Source organism: Mesorhizobium sp. B3-1-7 (genome assembly GCF_006439385.1).
Classification (GTDB): Bacteria; Pseudomonadota; Alphaproteobacteria; order Rhizobiales; family Rhizobiaceae; genus Mesorhizobium.
On the sequence record NZ_VFTL01000031.1, the window covers coordinates 69,742 to 83,039 of the forward strand.

The 13,298-nt window shown below is 64.2% G+C and carries 15 protein-coding genes; 7 read left to right on the plus strand and 8 right to left on the minus strand.

The window, feature by feature from the left end; all coding sequences use genetic code 11:
- Positions 1-300: 300 nt before the first annotated feature.
- On the minus strand, positions 301-543 hold the full coding sequence (locus FJ417_RS24120; RefSeq protein ID WP_095816412.1) for a DUF982 domain-containing protein: 243 nt from the start codon (positions 541-543) through the stop codon (positions 301-303).
- Between the two features lie 279 nt (positions 544-822).
- Here FJ417_RS24120 and FJ417_RS33205 point away from each other — a divergent pair, with 279 nt between their 5' ends.
- Positions 823-987: a hypothetical protein gene (locus FJ417_RS33205; RefSeq protein ID WP_181183285.1), complete on the plus strand. Its 165-nt coding sequence runs from the start codon at positions 823-825 to the stop codon at positions 985-987.
- 148 nt (positions 988-1,135) lie between these two features.
- Here FJ417_RS33205 and FJ417_RS24125 read toward each other — a convergent pair whose 3' ends face one another.
- Both FJ417_RS24125 and FJ417_RS24130 read right to left on the minus strand, forming a co-directional pair.
- Entirely contained in the window at positions 1,136-1,381 is a 246-nt protein-coding gene (locus tag FJ417_RS24125; RefSeq protein ID WP_140645004.1) for a DUF982 domain-containing protein, read from the minus strand.
- Between the two features lie 106 nt (positions 1,382-1,487).
- Positions 1,488-1,682 (minus strand): hypothetical protein, encoded by a 195-nt coding sequence (locus tag FJ417_RS24130; protein WP_140645003.1) that lies wholly within the window; start codon positions 1,680-1,682, stop codon positions 1,488-1,490.
- 429 nt (positions 1,683-2,111) lie between these two features.
- On the opposite strand from FJ417_RS24130, the gene FJ417_RS24135 reads away from it, so the two are divergent.
- The 3 genes from FJ417_RS24135 to FJ417_RS24145 all read left to right on the plus strand — a co-directional run bounded on the left by FJ417_RS24135 (position 2,112) and on the right by FJ417_RS24145 (position 4,472).
- Positions 2,112-2,471 carry a metalloregulator ArsR/SmtB family transcription factor gene (locus FJ417_RS24135; protein WP_040988334.1) on the plus strand — a complete coding sequence of 120 codons (360 nt, stop codon included), beginning with the start codon at positions 2,112-2,114 and terminating at the stop codon, positions 2,469-2,471.
- Between the two features lie 209 nt (positions 2,472-2,680).
- A complete protein-coding gene (locus FJ417_RS24140) occupies positions 2,681-3,223 on the plus strand; it encodes a cytochrome b (protein ID WP_140785147.1) in 543 nt (180 codons plus the stop codon).
- A 460-nt stretch (positions 3,224-3,683) separates the two neighbouring features.
- The gene (locus FJ417_RS24145; RefSeq protein WP_140785148.1) at positions 3,684-4,472 is read left to right on the plus strand and encodes a fumarylacetoacetate hydrolase family protein; all 789 of its coding nucleotides are present in this window, start codon (positions 3,684-3,686) and stop codon (positions 4,470-4,472) included.
- A gap of 9 nt (positions 4,473-4,481) precedes the next feature.
- Here FJ417_RS24145 and FJ417_RS24150 read toward each other — a convergent pair whose 3' ends face one another.
- The 5 genes from FJ417_RS24150 to FJ417_RS24170 form a co-directional block, all read right to left on the minus strand.
- Positions 4,482-5,288, minus strand: coding sequence for an ABC transporter permease (locus FJ417_RS24150; protein WP_140651913.1), 807 nt, complete (start codon positions 5,286-5,288; stop codon positions 4,482-4,484).
- Between the two features lie 4 nt (positions 5,289-5,292).
- Positions 5,293-6,126 (minus strand): ABC transporter permease, encoded by an 834-nt coding sequence (locus tag FJ417_RS24155; protein ID WP_140785149.1) that lies wholly within the window; start codon positions 6,124-6,126, stop codon positions 5,293-5,295.
- 22 nt (positions 6,127-6,148) lie between these two features.
- Positions 6,149-7,264: an ABC transporter substrate-binding protein gene (locus FJ417_RS24160; RefSeq protein WP_140703647.1), complete on the minus strand. Its 1,116-nt coding sequence runs from the start codon at positions 7,262-7,264 to the stop codon at positions 6,149-6,151.
- 83 nt (positions 7,265-7,347) lie between these two features.
- On the minus strand, positions 7,348-8,442 hold the full coding sequence (locus FJ417_RS24165; RefSeq protein WP_140644998.1) for an ABC transporter ATP-binding protein: 1,095 nt from the start codon (positions 8,440-8,442) through the stop codon (positions 7,348-7,350).
- 181 nt (positions 8,443-8,623) lie between these two features.
- The gene (locus tag FJ417_RS24170; RefSeq protein ID WP_140703340.1) at positions 8,624-9,511 is read right to left on the minus strand and encodes a LysR substrate-binding domain-containing protein; all 888 of its coding nucleotides are present in this window, start codon (positions 9,509-9,511) and stop codon (positions 8,624-8,626) included.
- Between the two features lie 82 nt (positions 9,512-9,593).
- Between FJ417_RS24170 and FJ417_RS24175 the strand changes: the two genes are divergently transcribed.
- The 3 genes from FJ417_RS24175 to FJ417_RS24185 all read left to right on the plus strand — a co-directional run bounded on the left by FJ417_RS24175 (position 9,594) and on the right by FJ417_RS24185 (position 13,045).
- Complete coding sequence (locus FJ417_RS24175; RefSeq protein WP_181183286.1) at positions 9,594-11,189, plus strand: amidohydrolase; 1,596 nt, start codon at positions 9,594-9,596, stop codon at positions 11,187-11,189.
- A gap of 35 nt (positions 11,190-11,224) precedes the next feature.
- Complete coding sequence (locus tag FJ417_RS24180) at positions 11,225-12,157, plus strand: dimethylarginine dimethylaminohydrolase family protein (protein WP_140644995.1); 933 nt, start codon at positions 11,225-11,227, stop codon at positions 12,155-12,157.
- Between the two features lie 165 nt (positions 12,158-12,322).
- Positions 12,323-13,045, plus strand: coding sequence for a 3-keto-5-aminohexanoate cleavage protein (locus FJ417_RS24185; protein WP_140785150.1), 723 nt, complete (start codon positions 12,323-12,325; stop codon positions 13,043-13,045).
- The last annotated feature ends 253 nt before the right edge of the window (positions 13,046-13,298 follow it).

The window sequence follows — 13,298 nt, forward strand, 5'->3', positions numbered from 1 at the left end:
CGCGCAAGCCTGGTTTCGCCCTCCGCCGCTGTGGATAGTAACCACCCGGTTACCACGCGCCGGCGCTTGCGTTGCGGCCCGGCATCCGACTCGCCGAAATGGAAGGGCCTGAACCCGTCAGGCCCCCGAAGCCCAACGGCCGTCGTTTTCATGTGCCCCCACGGGATGCGTGCTTGAACGTGTTCCGGAGTATGCGTCGGCCGCCGCTTCGCCCTCATGGAAAACAAAAGCCCGCCGCGGCAATGGGAAACCGCGACGGGCTTGGCGGCGTCCCCGGTGGGACGCCATGGGAAATCGAGGCTACGCCAGCAGGCCGGCGACCTTGGCCGCCTTGCGCAGTGTCTTGCGGGCTTCCACCGGGCTGCGCAGACCGTCGAGCGCATCGCGGCAGACGCGGCTTGCCGAGCGCCAGGCGCCGTCGCGCGCCTGTCCCGGCCAGCGTTGGTCGAGGCATTCCATCGCTTCGAAACAGCTTGATACCTTGCGCTGGCCGTTTGGCTGGAAATCGATCACGACCGGTTCGGAAAACCAGACATCGTTCATCACTTCCTCCGTTCTTATGATCGTCTTTTGGGCAAGCAAGCGACACCGGATGGCGTCGATGCAGGCCGAGGGCGATTGCCGACCCGCGCGTTAACCAATCACCGCGCATTAGGTTCCGAAGAATTTCAAACCGACGATTGGCAGCGTCCGGACGGGTCCATGGGCCGGCGGATACGCGATCCGGACGGCTGAAAAATCGCGTGACCAAAGTCACTGCCGCGCCCTCGCGGACGGCGCTAATGAATCCGGCAGGCTGATGAAAACGCGGGAAGACCTCTCATGCTTATCGCCGTGCTCGCATCCACCATGACCGTCGCCACCTTGATGGCGACCGCATTCGGACTCTACGAGGAAATGCGGCTGAGCCGTGCCCGCGCTGAAACTGATCGTTTACGCGCGTTTGGAATGGCGCATCGGTTTTCCGTCAAGTCGCGCGATCGATAGGCCCGACGCCGCCAGGCATGTTCACTCCGCTTCAGCTGGCCATGTGCATCTTTCGGGCCGGAATCCTGCTTTCTCCGGCGGTGTTCGCGGTGCTGGTGCTCTTGTGGCTTTACTATCGATAGGCGGGCTTGTGGAACGCCGGTCCGCTCTATTCCACCAGCACATGCGCCTCGCGCGCGGCGACAACAAAGGCCTCCCTGGCATTGTCCGCCGCGACGTCGCCGCGGATCGCCCGGCGGCACGCGCGCAGCGCCGCGCCGTGCGGCGCGCTGCCGGCATCGCGCCATTGGCCGGTCAGCAGTTCGACAGCCTGCTCGGCGTTGGATATGTGGCGGATCGAGCCGGAAACGCCGACGGCGACTTCGACCGGCCTCGAAAACCATCCTTGGATCATCGCCAACCTCCCGAAAAATGTCGGAGAACGATATATTTTACCGTAGAGTTGCCCCGCGAAACGTCAACTTAACGTGAAGCCGTCTCACGGGTGCGGCACGTGCTGCTCACCGTCCAAGCGGCCTTCGCGAAAGCTCCATCAGTTCCGCCTCGTCGGTGATGCCCGCCATGTAATTGGCGAGGATGCGCGAGGCGCGCGCCTCCTTCTGCTCGGCGGTCTCGCCCTCGACATTGCCGTTTTCGTAGACACGGCCGAGCATGGCCGTCTCGTCGGGGGTGAATGTGTTGCGTACGACGGACATGGCTTCCTCCTACAGCCCGGTCCCCTTTGCCCGGCTAATATTAGCACGCTTCGAGATTGGGAGTGAGTCGCGGCAACATCGTGGCCGAGGTCTCTTCGACCGGTCACGCCGGCTGCGGTGCTTGCGTGCCCGCGGTTGGCCATTGCTTTGCCGGCCTCGTTATATTCTTGCCGAATGAGCGCTTCGCTGATACGCATTAGCAGCGTGGAATTTTTCCGAGTCTGCATTGACTTGCGCCCAGAAAAGCACCGCGCGTTCTGTCCGAGACCAACAACCCCGACGTGGTGGCAACCGGGTTACGAAGGGGTTCTGGTTGAAAAGAAGCAGGGCAGGTCCCGTGTCCAAATCGGGGCATGCTCACCAACGCTCTGGAACTCTGAAGCCATCGCCCCCATGGCCTTCGGAAGAGCATGAACCACGGGGAAATCGATGGTCACCAAGAAACTTACCGCCAACGCAGAAAGCGCGGCAGCCTTTCTCGCGGTGATGGGCAACGAGAAGCGTCTGCTCATCATGAACTACCTGGCCGAGGGCGAACTCTCTGTCGGCGTGCTCGCTGACAAAGTCGAACTCAGCCAATCGGCGCTGTCGCAACACCTGGCCAAACTGCGCAGGTTTGGCCTGGTCGAAACCCGCCGCGATCGTCAGATGGTCTATTACTCCTGCAAGTCTTCGGCAGCGCGCGAACTCCTGGCGCTGCTCGATGGCCTGCTGGCCATGGACAAGCCGCTTGCCGGACCGGCAAGGCAGGCCTTTGTCGAGAGGATGCGGCGGCCGCAGGCCGCCTGAACTGCCTGCACGCACGGACGAGGCCGGGGGGCCTTCGTCCGGTGCGGCGCCTCGATGGCGTGGACGACAATAGACGGCAATGCGACAGGCAAAGCGCTGGTTTGCGTTTTGCCGGTTTGTTGTAGTCTTACGAATTCTTAATTTAGCGGCCACAAGTCTGCCGGCAAAGCGTCCGAAACGGGAAGACCTGTCAAAAGGAGCCCTTCGGAATGGCCCTCGCCATGACCTACACGTCCACCCAGAAGTTCCTTCACTGGACACTATTCGCGCTCGTCGTCCTGCTCTACGCCCTGACCTATGGTGACGCTTTTTATTCTCGCGGGGATCCTGCGGTCGCATTCTTCTGGCGGTTGCACATTTCGTTCGGCCTTCTCCTGGCCGCGCTCGTGTTCTGGCGGGTGGTGCTGCGCGGCCTTAGGGGCGCGCCTGGCCTTCCGTCGGAAATGCCCGCTGCCGAGCAGGCAGCGGCGAAGATCGGGCATTTCATTCTCTATGCCCTGCTCATCGCCATCCCCGTCCTCGGGATTCTGTTGACCTGGTTCCGGGGCGACGCGTTGAGCTTCTTCGGCCTGTTTACGATTCCCGCACCCTTCGCCCCGGACAGGGCGACCGCACGCACTATTCGCGAGCTTCATTCGCTCTGCGCGAACGGCATATTGATCATGGCCGGCTTGCACGCCATGGCTGCGCTTTATCACCACTTCATTCGCCGGGACACGGTGCTGACCAGAATGTTGCCGCGGAATCGGTAGTCAGCCGGTTTCCGCTCCATCACTTTTGATTGAAGGCGCCGTGACGGCGCGATCGCGGACGCTCGCAAGACTATGATAACGTGCCTCTTTTTGTTGGTGTCGCCTGATCCTGCCGGGCCGAAGATTACAGATTTGTAAGTCGCCGGGCCGGGCGCTGTTGGCTAAATTTCGAGTCGATCCACACCCCCGGATCATGACGGCGCCGAGCTTCCACTTCGGCTCCGTAAGAGGCCCGCCGCTCCCGGCGGGCCTCTTTCGTTTTGCGGTCCCGTGCCTTGCCGCGCTCACCAAGGGCGATCACCGGCTTGGTGTCGTCGGGAAGCTCCCGACTGGCAATGTGGACTCTCGATACCCCGTCGCCTATCGTCTCGCCTGGTTCACATTGCGCAATGGTCCCAGCCGGGCTCCTGATCCGCGAAGCGCCGGGCGGCGTGGCATTTTTTGATCTTCGGTGCTGTCGATGTTCGATACGCAAAAAGCCAAGGCCGCTTCGCGCCTGTTGGTGGCCCACTGGGACAATGGCACCCGTCTCGATGCGATACCCGAGACGGTGCGGCCGCAAACGCGCTCGGAAGGCTATGCCGTCCAATCCCATGTGATGGACCGCTCGGCGGCTCCGCTTTTCGGCTGGAAAATAGCCGCCACCAGCTTGGCCGGGCAAAGGCATATCAACGTCGACGGTCCGATGGCGGGGCGCCTGCTGGCCGAGAAGGCGGTCGATGTCGGCGGAGCCGTTTCGCTGGCGACGAGCAGGATGCGCGTGGCCGAGATCGAATTCGCCTTTCGCTTCGGCCGCGAGATGCAGCCGCGCGCCGAGCCCTATGAGATCGCCGAGGTGATGGATGCCGTGGCGACCCTGCACCCGGCGATCGAGATACCGGACTCGCGATACGACGATTTCTGCGCGGTCGGCGCGGCGCAGCTCATCGCGGACAATGCCTGCGCCAATCTGTTCGTCATCGGCGAGGCCGTGGAGGACGATTGGCGCGATGTGGATCTGGCAAAGCACCCGGTGGTCGGGTTCGTCGCCGGGAAGTCGCGCCATGACGGATCGGGGGCGGCCGTGCTGGGTGACCCCCGGATTGCCCTTCAATGGATCGTCAACGAATTGTCGGGCCTGGGCATAGCGCTCGAGCCGGGGCAGGTGGTGATAACCGGCACCTGCGTCAAGCCGATAGAAGTCGAGCCCGGCGATGAAGTCACCGGCGATTTGGGCAGGTTCGGCCGTGTCTCGGTCAGGTTTGTCTGATCGGGCCGTTTAGCGTGCGGTTCGCTGCCTTGTGACGACGCTGCGCACGGCGAGCACCAGTACGGTGATGATGATCAGGATCACCGAAAGCGCCGCGATCGCCGGATCGATGTTGTCGCGCAGGCCCATCCACATCAGCCGCGGCAGGGTGATGGCGTTCACCGAGGTGATGAACAGCGTCACGCCGATCTCCTCCCAGGAGAGCACGAAGGAGAGCAGCGCCGCGGTGACGATGCCGAACTTGATGTTGGGCATGATGACGCGCGTTGCGCGTTCCCAAACGCTGGCGCCAAGGCCGCGCGCGGCAAGGTCGATACGGCGGTCGAGCTGGCTGAGCGACACCAGAATCAGCACCGTGGCGAAAGGCACCGTCATCACCGAATGCGCCATGGCCACACCCAGCCAGGTATCGTAGCCGAAGAAGGAGGTGAGGCCGGAGACCGAGGTGAGCAGGAAATAGAGCGTCACGGCCGAGACCACCGGCGGCACCACCATCGGCAACAGCACGAAGCCGACGAGGGCGGCGGTGAAGCGCGGCTGGAACATCCACACGCCGAGGCTGAAGGTGAGGGCAAGCGCGGTGGAAAGGATGCTGCTGACGACGCCGATCCTGAGCGAGAGCAGAATCGATTCCAGCCAGCGCGGATCCTCGATCAGCGAGCGGTAATGGCGCAGCGACAATTCACCGGTCGGCATGGTCAGCATGCGGCTCGGCGTCAGCGACACCGGGATGACGGCAAGCAGCGGCATCAACAGGAACAGCGCCACCAGCACGGCGAGGATGAGCGAGACGGGGCCGGGGCGATAAGTCGGCATCGCGCTACACCAGTTGCTTCGGTTTGACATAGCGGAACAGAAGCGCCATCAGCGCGCCGACGAACACCACCAGAACGACGCTGATCGCCGCGCCAAGCCCCCAGTCCGGGCTCTGGAAGATGCGCAGATAGATCAGTTCCGCGATCATCACGCTGCGGCCGCCGCCGAGGATTGCCGGCGTGACGAAGAAGCCCAGCGAAAAGACGAAGGTGATCAGCGCCGAGCCGATGATGCCGGAGCGCGTCATCGGCACGAACACCGTCCAGAACGTGCGCATGCGGCTGGAGCCCAGGCCGCGCGCCGCGAGCAGCACGCGTTCGTCCAGGCTGCGCATGGCGGACGCCAGCGGGAACACCGCGAAGGGGATCAGGAAATGCGACATGCCGACGATGACGCCGAACTCGTTGCGCACCAGGGTCAGCGGCTCCGAGATGAAGCCGATCGATTGCAGCCAGGTGTTGATCAGGCCGCGATTGGAGAGCAGCGCCACCCAGCCGAAGGCGCGCGTCAGCACCGAGATCCAGAACGGCACCAGGATGCAGAATTCGGCAAGCACGCGCTGCGTCGGGCTGCCGCGCACCCAGACAACGGTGATCGCATAGGCGGCGGTTACGGAGACGACGGTGACGATCGCCGCGATGCGCAGCGTGCGGATGAACACCGACTGCACGAGGTCATCGGTAAGCAGGGCGTAGTATTGCTCCAGCCCTGGCGTTGGAAGCGTAAAACTCCACTTCACCACGCCGAGGAACGGCCAGGCATAGGCAAGGATAAGGAATAGGAGCAGCGGCGCCATCAGCAGCGCCGCGCCCATCCTGTCGGAGAGGATGCCTCTCATCGGTTGGAAAATCTCGGCCCGATCAGGCCGAGATGATCTTGGTGTATTCGTCGAGTGCAGCGCCGTAATTCTTGGCGTACCACTCCATGTCGAGCGGGATCTGCTTCTTCATGTTTTCCGGATCGACGGGGTTGATGCGCTTCTTGTCGGCCGGAATCAGCGCGTCGGCCGCCGGGTTCGCCGGGCCTTGGCCGAGCTTGTCGAACATGACGAGCTGCTTTTGCGGATCCTGCGCGCTGGCGATGAACTTCATCGCAGCGTCCTTGCCGCCGGGGTTGTTCTTCAGCACCGCGAGCGCGCCGGGCGAGATCAGGCCCTGGTCCCAGATGAACTTGATCTGGCCGCCCGAGTCCTGCTCGATCAGCGAGGCGCGGGTCGACCACACGATCGCCATCGAGGCCTCGCCGTTGAGCAGAACGCTCTGGCTTTCTGCACCGCCGCCCCAGTAGGAGACGACGTTTTCCTTGAAGGCGGCGATCTTGTCATGCGCGCGCTTCAGGTCGAGCGGATAGAGCGAGGCCGGCGCGATGCCGTCGGCCAGAAGGGCCGCTTCCCAGCTCGACACGCCCCATTTGTAGAGCGAGCGCTTGCCGGGGAACTTCTTGACGTCGAAGAAGTCGGCCATGCCGGTCGGCGCGTTGGAGCCGAACTTCTGCGAGTCATAGGCGATCACATAGGAGAAGAAGTAGGTCGAAGCGGCATATTCCCAGCCGAAGCCCGGACGCATCTTGTTCTTGTCGACGACCTTGTAGTCGATCGGTTCGAGCATGCCCTGGCCGCCGAGCGTGATGGCCGAGAACGGATCGACGTCGACCAGGTCCCAGGTCGGCGCGCCGCTCTTGTACTGCGCGGCGATCGCGCCCTCGGTCGGGCCGGAACCGTCCATCTTGACCGGGATGCCGGTGTCCTTGGTGAAGGCCTGGCCATAGGCTGCGTCGTAAGCCGTGATGGCGTCGCCGCCCCAGTTCACCAGCACCAGCCCTTTGGTGTCGGCGAAAGCACCGGTCGAGCGCAAAAGCATCGGCGTGCCGGCGAGCACAAGGCCCGCGAGCTGCGCGAATTGCCGGCGCGAGATCTCGCCGCGCTTGGTCCGCTCGGCGAGGGATTCGATGGCCTGTTTCCGAGTCTTGTTGTTCATATCGTCGTTCATGTCAGTTCCCCTTGTTGTCGTTGATTTGAACCGGAAGCCGATGCGGCGATTTCAGGCCGCGGCGGCGCGCTCTATTGTCCTCCATCCGGAAGGAGGAAACCTTTTTCCGCCGGCCAGGTCAGCCAGACGGAATTGCCTTTGCTCAAGGCCGCGGCCGCGACCTCGTTCGGCACCGAGACGGTGACCTTGGCGCCCTGGCGCGTGGTGAGGTCTAGCTTGGTCGCAGCACCGAGATAGGTCGAGGCGACAGCGGTCGCCGCGATGCCGTTCTCGTTGACCGATGCTTCCGGCGCGATCGACATGTCCTCGGGTCGGATGGCGAGGATGGCGTCGCCCTTTATCGTCTCGGCCTTGCAGCGCATGTTGACGGCGCGGTCCTCGCAGAGCCCGGTCGCGCCACTGTCGGCGGGGCGCACGCCCTTCACCGGCAGCATGTTGATCTCGCCCAGGAACTCGGCGACGAAGCGGTTGGCCGGCCGGTCGTAGACCTCGTCCGGCCTGCCGACCTGCAAGAGCTTGCCGTGGTTGAAGATGGCGACGCGCGACGACAGCGCCAGCGCCTCGCTCTGGTCGTGGGTGACGAAGACGAAGGTGGTGCCGGTTTCCTGGTGCAGCCGCTTCATCTCGGCCTGCATCTGGCCGCGCAGGCTCTTGTCGAGCGCCGAGAACGGCTCGTCGAGGAGCAGCACGCCCGGCTCGAACACCAGCGCGCGGGCCAGCGCCACGCGCTGCTGCTGGCCGCCGGAAAGCTGCGCCGGCAGTTTCTTCTCATGGCCCTTGAGGCCGACGCGCTCGACCATCTCGCCGACACGTTGCTTGATTTCCGAGGCGGATTTCTTGCGCACCTTGAGCGGGAAGGCGATGTTCTGTTCCACGCTCATATGCGGGAACAAAGCGTAGCCCTGGAAGACCATGCCGGCGGCGCGCTGTTCGGCCGGCCGGTTTGTTATGTCGACGCCGTCGCTGAAAAGCTTGCCTTCGCTCGGCTGCACGAAGCCGGCGAGGATCATCAGGAAGGTGGTCTTGCCGGAACCTGACGGTCCAAGCAGCGTCAGGAACTCGCCGCGGCCGATATCGAGCGACAGATTGTCCAGCGCTCGGAACGAGCCGAAGCTCTTGCCGATCCCGTTCGCCTTGATTTCTGCGGCCCGGCCGGGTTGCTGCATCCTGGCTCTTTCCTCAGTTCCCAATGAAATCGTAGGCATGGCTGCGGCTCACCGCAACCGAATAGTTTTCGCCTGATCGGCAAATTCGATTCACGTCTGAGAGAGGGAGTGGCGCTGGAACTGCAAATCTCCCCCCTTGGGGCCCCAAGGGGGAGATTGGCTCTCCATCGCCCCGCTCAATCTAAAGCCTGTTCTCCAACAACTTCGCCCTTAGCCAGTCGCTGAACGCATTCAGCACCGGATGCCCGGCCTTCGCATGCTCGAACACCAGGTAATACGAACGCGGCGAGGGGACCGACGCCTCGAACGGCTTGACCAGCCGGCCCTCGCTCAACGCCCGGCGTCCAGTCAGTTCGTCGCCCATGGCGATCCCCTGGCCGGCGATCGCCGCCGAGAAGACGAGGTTCATGTCGGAAAAGAAGATGCCGCCTTCGGTATCGGGATTTTCCACCTTGGACAGCGCCAGCCAGCGTGCCCAGTCCTCAGTGTCGGAAAGATGCAGGAGATTGGCGCGCAGCACGTCGGCGGGTTTGGAAAAGCCGCCGATCTTGTTGAGCAGGGTCGGGCTGCACAACGGCGTGAAGTGGACTTCGCAAAGCAGTTCCACCGCCCGGTTCGGCCAGTTGCCGACGCCGAAGGCGATGAAGGCGTCGGCCTCCGGGTTGGAGACGTCGTCGAGCCGCCGCGGCGTCAGCACGGAGAGCGCCACGTCCGGATACATCTGCTGGAATTCGCCGATATGCGTGCACAGGAACATCGAGGCGAAGCCCGGCGGGCACGAGATGCCGAAGGAGCCGCCGACGCCGGCGCCGCTGTTTTGCGTTCCCGCGTCGCCGAGCACGGTCAGCGCTTTCCTGACATCGGCCGCGTAGCGCTGGCCGCGCGGGGTGAGGGCCACACCCTTGCCGATGCGCTGCAAGAGATCGAAACCGAGATCGCGCTCGAGCAGTCGCAACTGATGCGAGACAGCACTTCGGGTGAGGTGAAGCTCGTCGGCGGCGCGCCAAACGCTGCCGTGACGGGCGAAGCTGTCGAGGGCGCGCAGCGCCTGCGTGGAAGGTATGCGCAAGGGGCCTCAGGTGAACCGAATTTGCACGAACCGGGAAAACATATCACTTTTTGATGAGCCGCTTCACTGCTTTCTTTGAGCCATGGACAAACCGGTGACGACCTCGGCGCAAGAAACCGCGCTCGCCTGCATCGACAACATCCAGCCGCTGCTGTCGGCATGGACGCGCACCATCTTCGATTTCGGCGAGACCGCCTGGCGCGAGTATCAATCGGCCGCCTGGTATGTCGATCGGCTGAAGCGCGAAGGCTTTTCGGTCGAGGAAGGCTCGGGCGGCATGCCAACCGCCTTCTGCGCCCATTGGACGAATGGCGATGGGCCGGTGATCGGCATGTATGGCGAATATGACGCCGTGCCCGGCAACTGCCAGGATGCCGCGACGGTCAAACGCGCGCGGCCGGGCCTGGGCGTCGAGGCCGGCGGCCACACCGATCCACATTCGGGCCTCGGCATCGGCAGCCTCGGCGGGCTTCTGGCCACCAAGGCGGCGATGCTGGAGCATGGCATCAAGGGCACGCTGCGTTTCACCGGCGAGCCAGCCGAGAAGGTGAGGGGCTCGAAGCCGATCCATGCCGCGAAGGGCTATTATGACGGCCTCGCCGGCATGATCTCCTTCCATCCCTTCTACATGCTGCCGCTCTGCAACACGGCGCGCTGGGACACGCATTGCGGCGCCGCCTATTCGATGATCTACCGCTTCATCTGCGACGAACCCGAGAATTGGACGCGCGCGGCGAGCGATGGTGCGCCGATCCCGCAGGCGCATTCGGCGGTCAGGGCGCCCGGCGCCAACGATGCGCTGATGATGATGTACATGGCCTCCAAGGCGCTGCGCGATTCCATGCTGACGCATCAGGGCGGCTGGTCGATCAGCGAGGCGATCCTGACGGCAGGGCAGGCGACCGCCGACAATCTGCCGGCAGGCCTGGCCGAGATCCAGTACATGATCCGCGTGCCGACCATTGCCATGGCCGAGCAGGTGACCTCCGTGCTCGACCGCAACGCGGAAGCGGCGGCCAAGATGAGCGGCTGCCGCTACGAGCGCCACTGGGTATCGAAGTCGCGGCCGGGGCTCGCCAACCACGCCATGGCCGACATCACCTATCAGTCACTCTCGACCGTCGGCGCGCCGCGCTGGGACGAGGCGGCGAGGGTCATCGCCCGCGAGGTCCAGGTCAACGCCGGCGGCGAGGCGACCGAGAACCCGTTCATCGACGAGCTGGAGCGGCTGATCACGCCGCGCGACGCGGAAGCGATCCTGCGCCGCGACCTGCCGCCGTCGCAGCTGAACTCCACCTCGGACGACTATACCGACATGAGCTGGCACGCGCCGACGTCGCGCTTCTATGTCGCCCGTCCGGCGCTGCGCTCGGCAAACGGCCACGCCTATCCCTCCTGGGTTATGAATGCGCTGGGCGGTATTTCCGCCACCATCGATCCGATGGTGACCTGTGCCGCCAAGACGGTCGCGCTGACGGCGCTGCGCCTGCTGGAAGACAAGGCCACGCGCGACGCCGCCATGGACGAATTCGTCGAGCGAACTGGCGGTGGCGTCGGCGGCTCGAACTGGATCGCTCCGCTTTGCGACTACGAACCGCCCATCCATTTCCGTTGGCCGGAATATGTCACCACGCCGCGCGGCCGCGACTGGTGGATTCCGGCCGCTTCCACCGCATGACTGACCAACAACGACACCAGCTCGAGGAGAACTCCATGACTGTCCATGACCGCATCGTCGCCGAGCCGTTCTCGCTGCAGCGCCGCAACCCCAATGGCGGTACCAAGCCGCTGACCGCCTGGGGCTTCGCCAATGAGACCGACGTGCTGACCGACGTGCTGCTCGGCTCGCCCAATTTCCTGCGCCACCTGTCGACCAGTTCGCTGTCGAGAAAATATCTGCGCGAGGCCCCCTGCAACGTCCAGATCGCGCAGGCGCAGCACAAGGACCTCGTCGCGGCCTATGAGCATTTCGGCGTCAACATCCACTGGCACGAGCCGACGCCGGAACTGCCGATGCAGGTCTATTCGCGCGACTCCAGCGTCATGACGCCTTACGGCGCCTTCATCACCGCCATGGCCAACTGGTGGCGGCGCGGCGAGAACTATGCCGCCATCCGCACCTATGAAAAACTCGGCATCCCGATCTACGACATGGTGACGGCCGGCACCTTCGAGGGCGGTGACTTCAACGTCATCGAGGAGGGCGTGGTGCTGATCGGCTGCGGCGGCGCCCGCACCCAGGAAGAGGGCGCGCGCCAGGTGCAGGACTGGTTCGAGAAGGAAGGCTGGGAGACGCGTCTTGCCTTCATCGACGAATACTACGTCCATATCGACCTGATGGTGGTGCCGATCGCCGAAAAGCTCACCGCTGTCTGCCTCGCCTGCACCGAGCCCGGCATCGTCGACTGGTTGAAGGGCAAGGGCCACGAGATCATCGACGTGCCCTTCCAGGACACGATGGCGCTCGGCTGCAACTTCATGTCGCTCGGCAAGGACAGGGTGATCGCGCCGACTTCCAGCAGGACGCTGATCGAGAAGCTGAAAGCTCAAGGCTTCGAGGTCGCGGCCGTCGACATGAGCGAGATTTCCAAGACCGGCGGCGGCATCCACTGCATGGCGCAGGCGCTGAAGCGCGTGCCGGCCTAGGGGGCTTTCGAAGTTCGGCGATCGCCCACGATGAATGTCTATCCCTCTGGTCGCAGGCCAGGGGGATATTGGTCGCGCGGCCTGTCAGGAGATTGCATCGTTCCGGTTCCGGCCACTCCGATCCTGGGCTAGGTTTCAGCCAACCGAAACAGGATTGCCGCAAGGATGATCGTTCAGGCCTGCATCAACGGCGCCCGTCCCGCCGATTTCCACCCCGCCTTGCCGCTCGACCCCGAAGCGATGGCGCGCGACGCCGCCGCGTCGATCGCTGCGGGCGCGGCCGAGCTGCACGTCCATGCACGTGGCGCCGACGGGCGAGAGAGCCTGGCGCCGGAAGCGATGGACAGGACGGTCGCGGCACTCCGCCGCGCCTGCCCGGGCACGCTGATCGGCGTCTCCACCGGCGCCTGGATCGAGCAGGACGACCTGCGCACGCTTGTCGCCATCTCCGGCTGGCGCGAACTGCCCGACTATGCCTCGGTCAATCTCAGCGAAACGGCCGCACCCGTGGTCATGGAAAGCCTGCGCCAGCGCGGCATCGGCATCGAGGCCGGCCTGTCGTCCGTCGAGGACGCCGAGCGTCTCGTCCGCCTCGACCATGGCGGCCGGGTGCTGCGCGTGCTGGTCGAGATTTCCGAGCAGACACTGGACGAGGCCTTTGCGGTGGCCGACGGCATCGAGAAGGTGCTGCAACGCGCCGGCATCTGCCGCTCCATCCTGCTGCATGGCGAGAACGCTACGGTTTGGCCCTTCGTCGAAAGGGCGGCCGCGCGGAAGTTGTCGACCCGGGTCGGGCTGGAGGACGGCAAGGAATTGCCGGACGCCAGCGTGGCGGACGGCAATGCCGCGCTGGTCGCTGCGGCGGTCGGGGTTTATCGCAGAGCGTAGCCACAGCCAATCTCCCCCCTTGCGGGGGAGATGTCCGGCAGGACAGAGGGGGGTGTGAAGGAACGCCAACGCTGGCGACTTTCCATCAATAACCCGCAGACGCAGCAGCTACAAACAGCTGAAAGGTCGGCGGGACAGCACCCCCCTCTGCCCTGCCGGGCATCTCCCCCTTGCGGGCAGGGCTATCGCATATGAGTGATCGCATTGATGAGATAGTCGTCGTTCCAGGCGCATTTCTTGATGCGATGACTGA

What these genes read in the sequence shown, in the direction of transcription:
- FJ417_RS24120 (WP_095816412.1), bottom strand. Translation starts at nt 543, where the DNA reads ATGAACGATGTCTGGTTTTCCGAACCGGTCGTGATCGATTTCCAGCCA.
- FJ417_RS33205 (WP_181183285.1), top strand. Translation starts at nt 823, where the DNA reads ATGCTTATCGCCGTGCTCGCATCCACCATGACCGTCGCCACCTTGATG.
- FJ417_RS24125 (WP_140645004.1), bottom strand. Translation starts at nt 1,381, where the DNA reads ATGATCCAAGGATGGTTTTCGAGGCCGGTCGAAGTCGCCGTCGGCGTT.
- FJ417_RS24130 (WP_140645003.1), bottom strand. Translation starts at nt 1,682, where the DNA reads ATGTCCGTCGTACGCAACACATTCACCCCCGACGAGACGGCCATGCTC.
- FJ417_RS24135 (WP_040988334.1), top strand. Translation starts at nt 2,112, where the DNA reads ATGGTCACCAAGAAACTTACCGCCAACGCAGAAAGCGCGGCAGCCTTT.
- FJ417_RS24140 (WP_140785147.1), top strand. Translation starts at nt 2,681, where the DNA reads ATGGCCCTCGCCATGACCTACACGTCCACCCAGAAGTTCCTTCACTGG.
- FJ417_RS24145 (WP_140785148.1), top strand. Translation starts at nt 3,684, where the DNA reads ATGTTCGATACGCAAAAAGCCAAGGCCGCTTCGCGCCTGTTGGTGGCC.
- FJ417_RS24150 (WP_140651913.1), bottom strand. Translation starts at nt 5,288, where the DNA reads ATGCCGACTTATCGCCCCGGCCCCGTCTCGCTCATCCTCGCCGTGCTG.
- FJ417_RS24155 (WP_140785149.1), bottom strand. Translation starts at nt 6,126, where the DNA reads ATGAGAGGCATCCTCTCCGACAGGATGGGCGCGGCGCTGCTGATGGCG.
- FJ417_RS24160 (WP_140703647.1), bottom strand. Translation starts at nt 7,264, where the DNA reads ATGAACAACAAGACTCGGAAACAGGCCATCGAATCCCTCGCCGAGCGG.
- FJ417_RS24165 (WP_140644998.1), bottom strand. Translation starts at nt 8,442, where the DNA reads ATGCAGCAACCCGGCCGGGCCGCAGAAATCAAGGCGAACGGGATCGGC.
- FJ417_RS24175 (WP_181183286.1), top strand. Translation starts at nt 9,594, where the DNA reads ATGGACAAACCGGTGACGACCTCGGCGCAAGAAACCGCGCTCGCCTGC.
- FJ417_RS24180 (WP_140644995.1), top strand. Translation starts at nt 11,225, where the DNA reads ATGACTGTCCATGACCGCATCGTCGCCGAGCCGTTCTCGCTGCAGCGC.
- FJ417_RS24185 (WP_140785150.1), top strand. Translation starts at nt 12,323, where the DNA reads ATGATCGTTCAGGCCTGCATCAACGGCGCCCGTCCCGCCGATTTCCAC.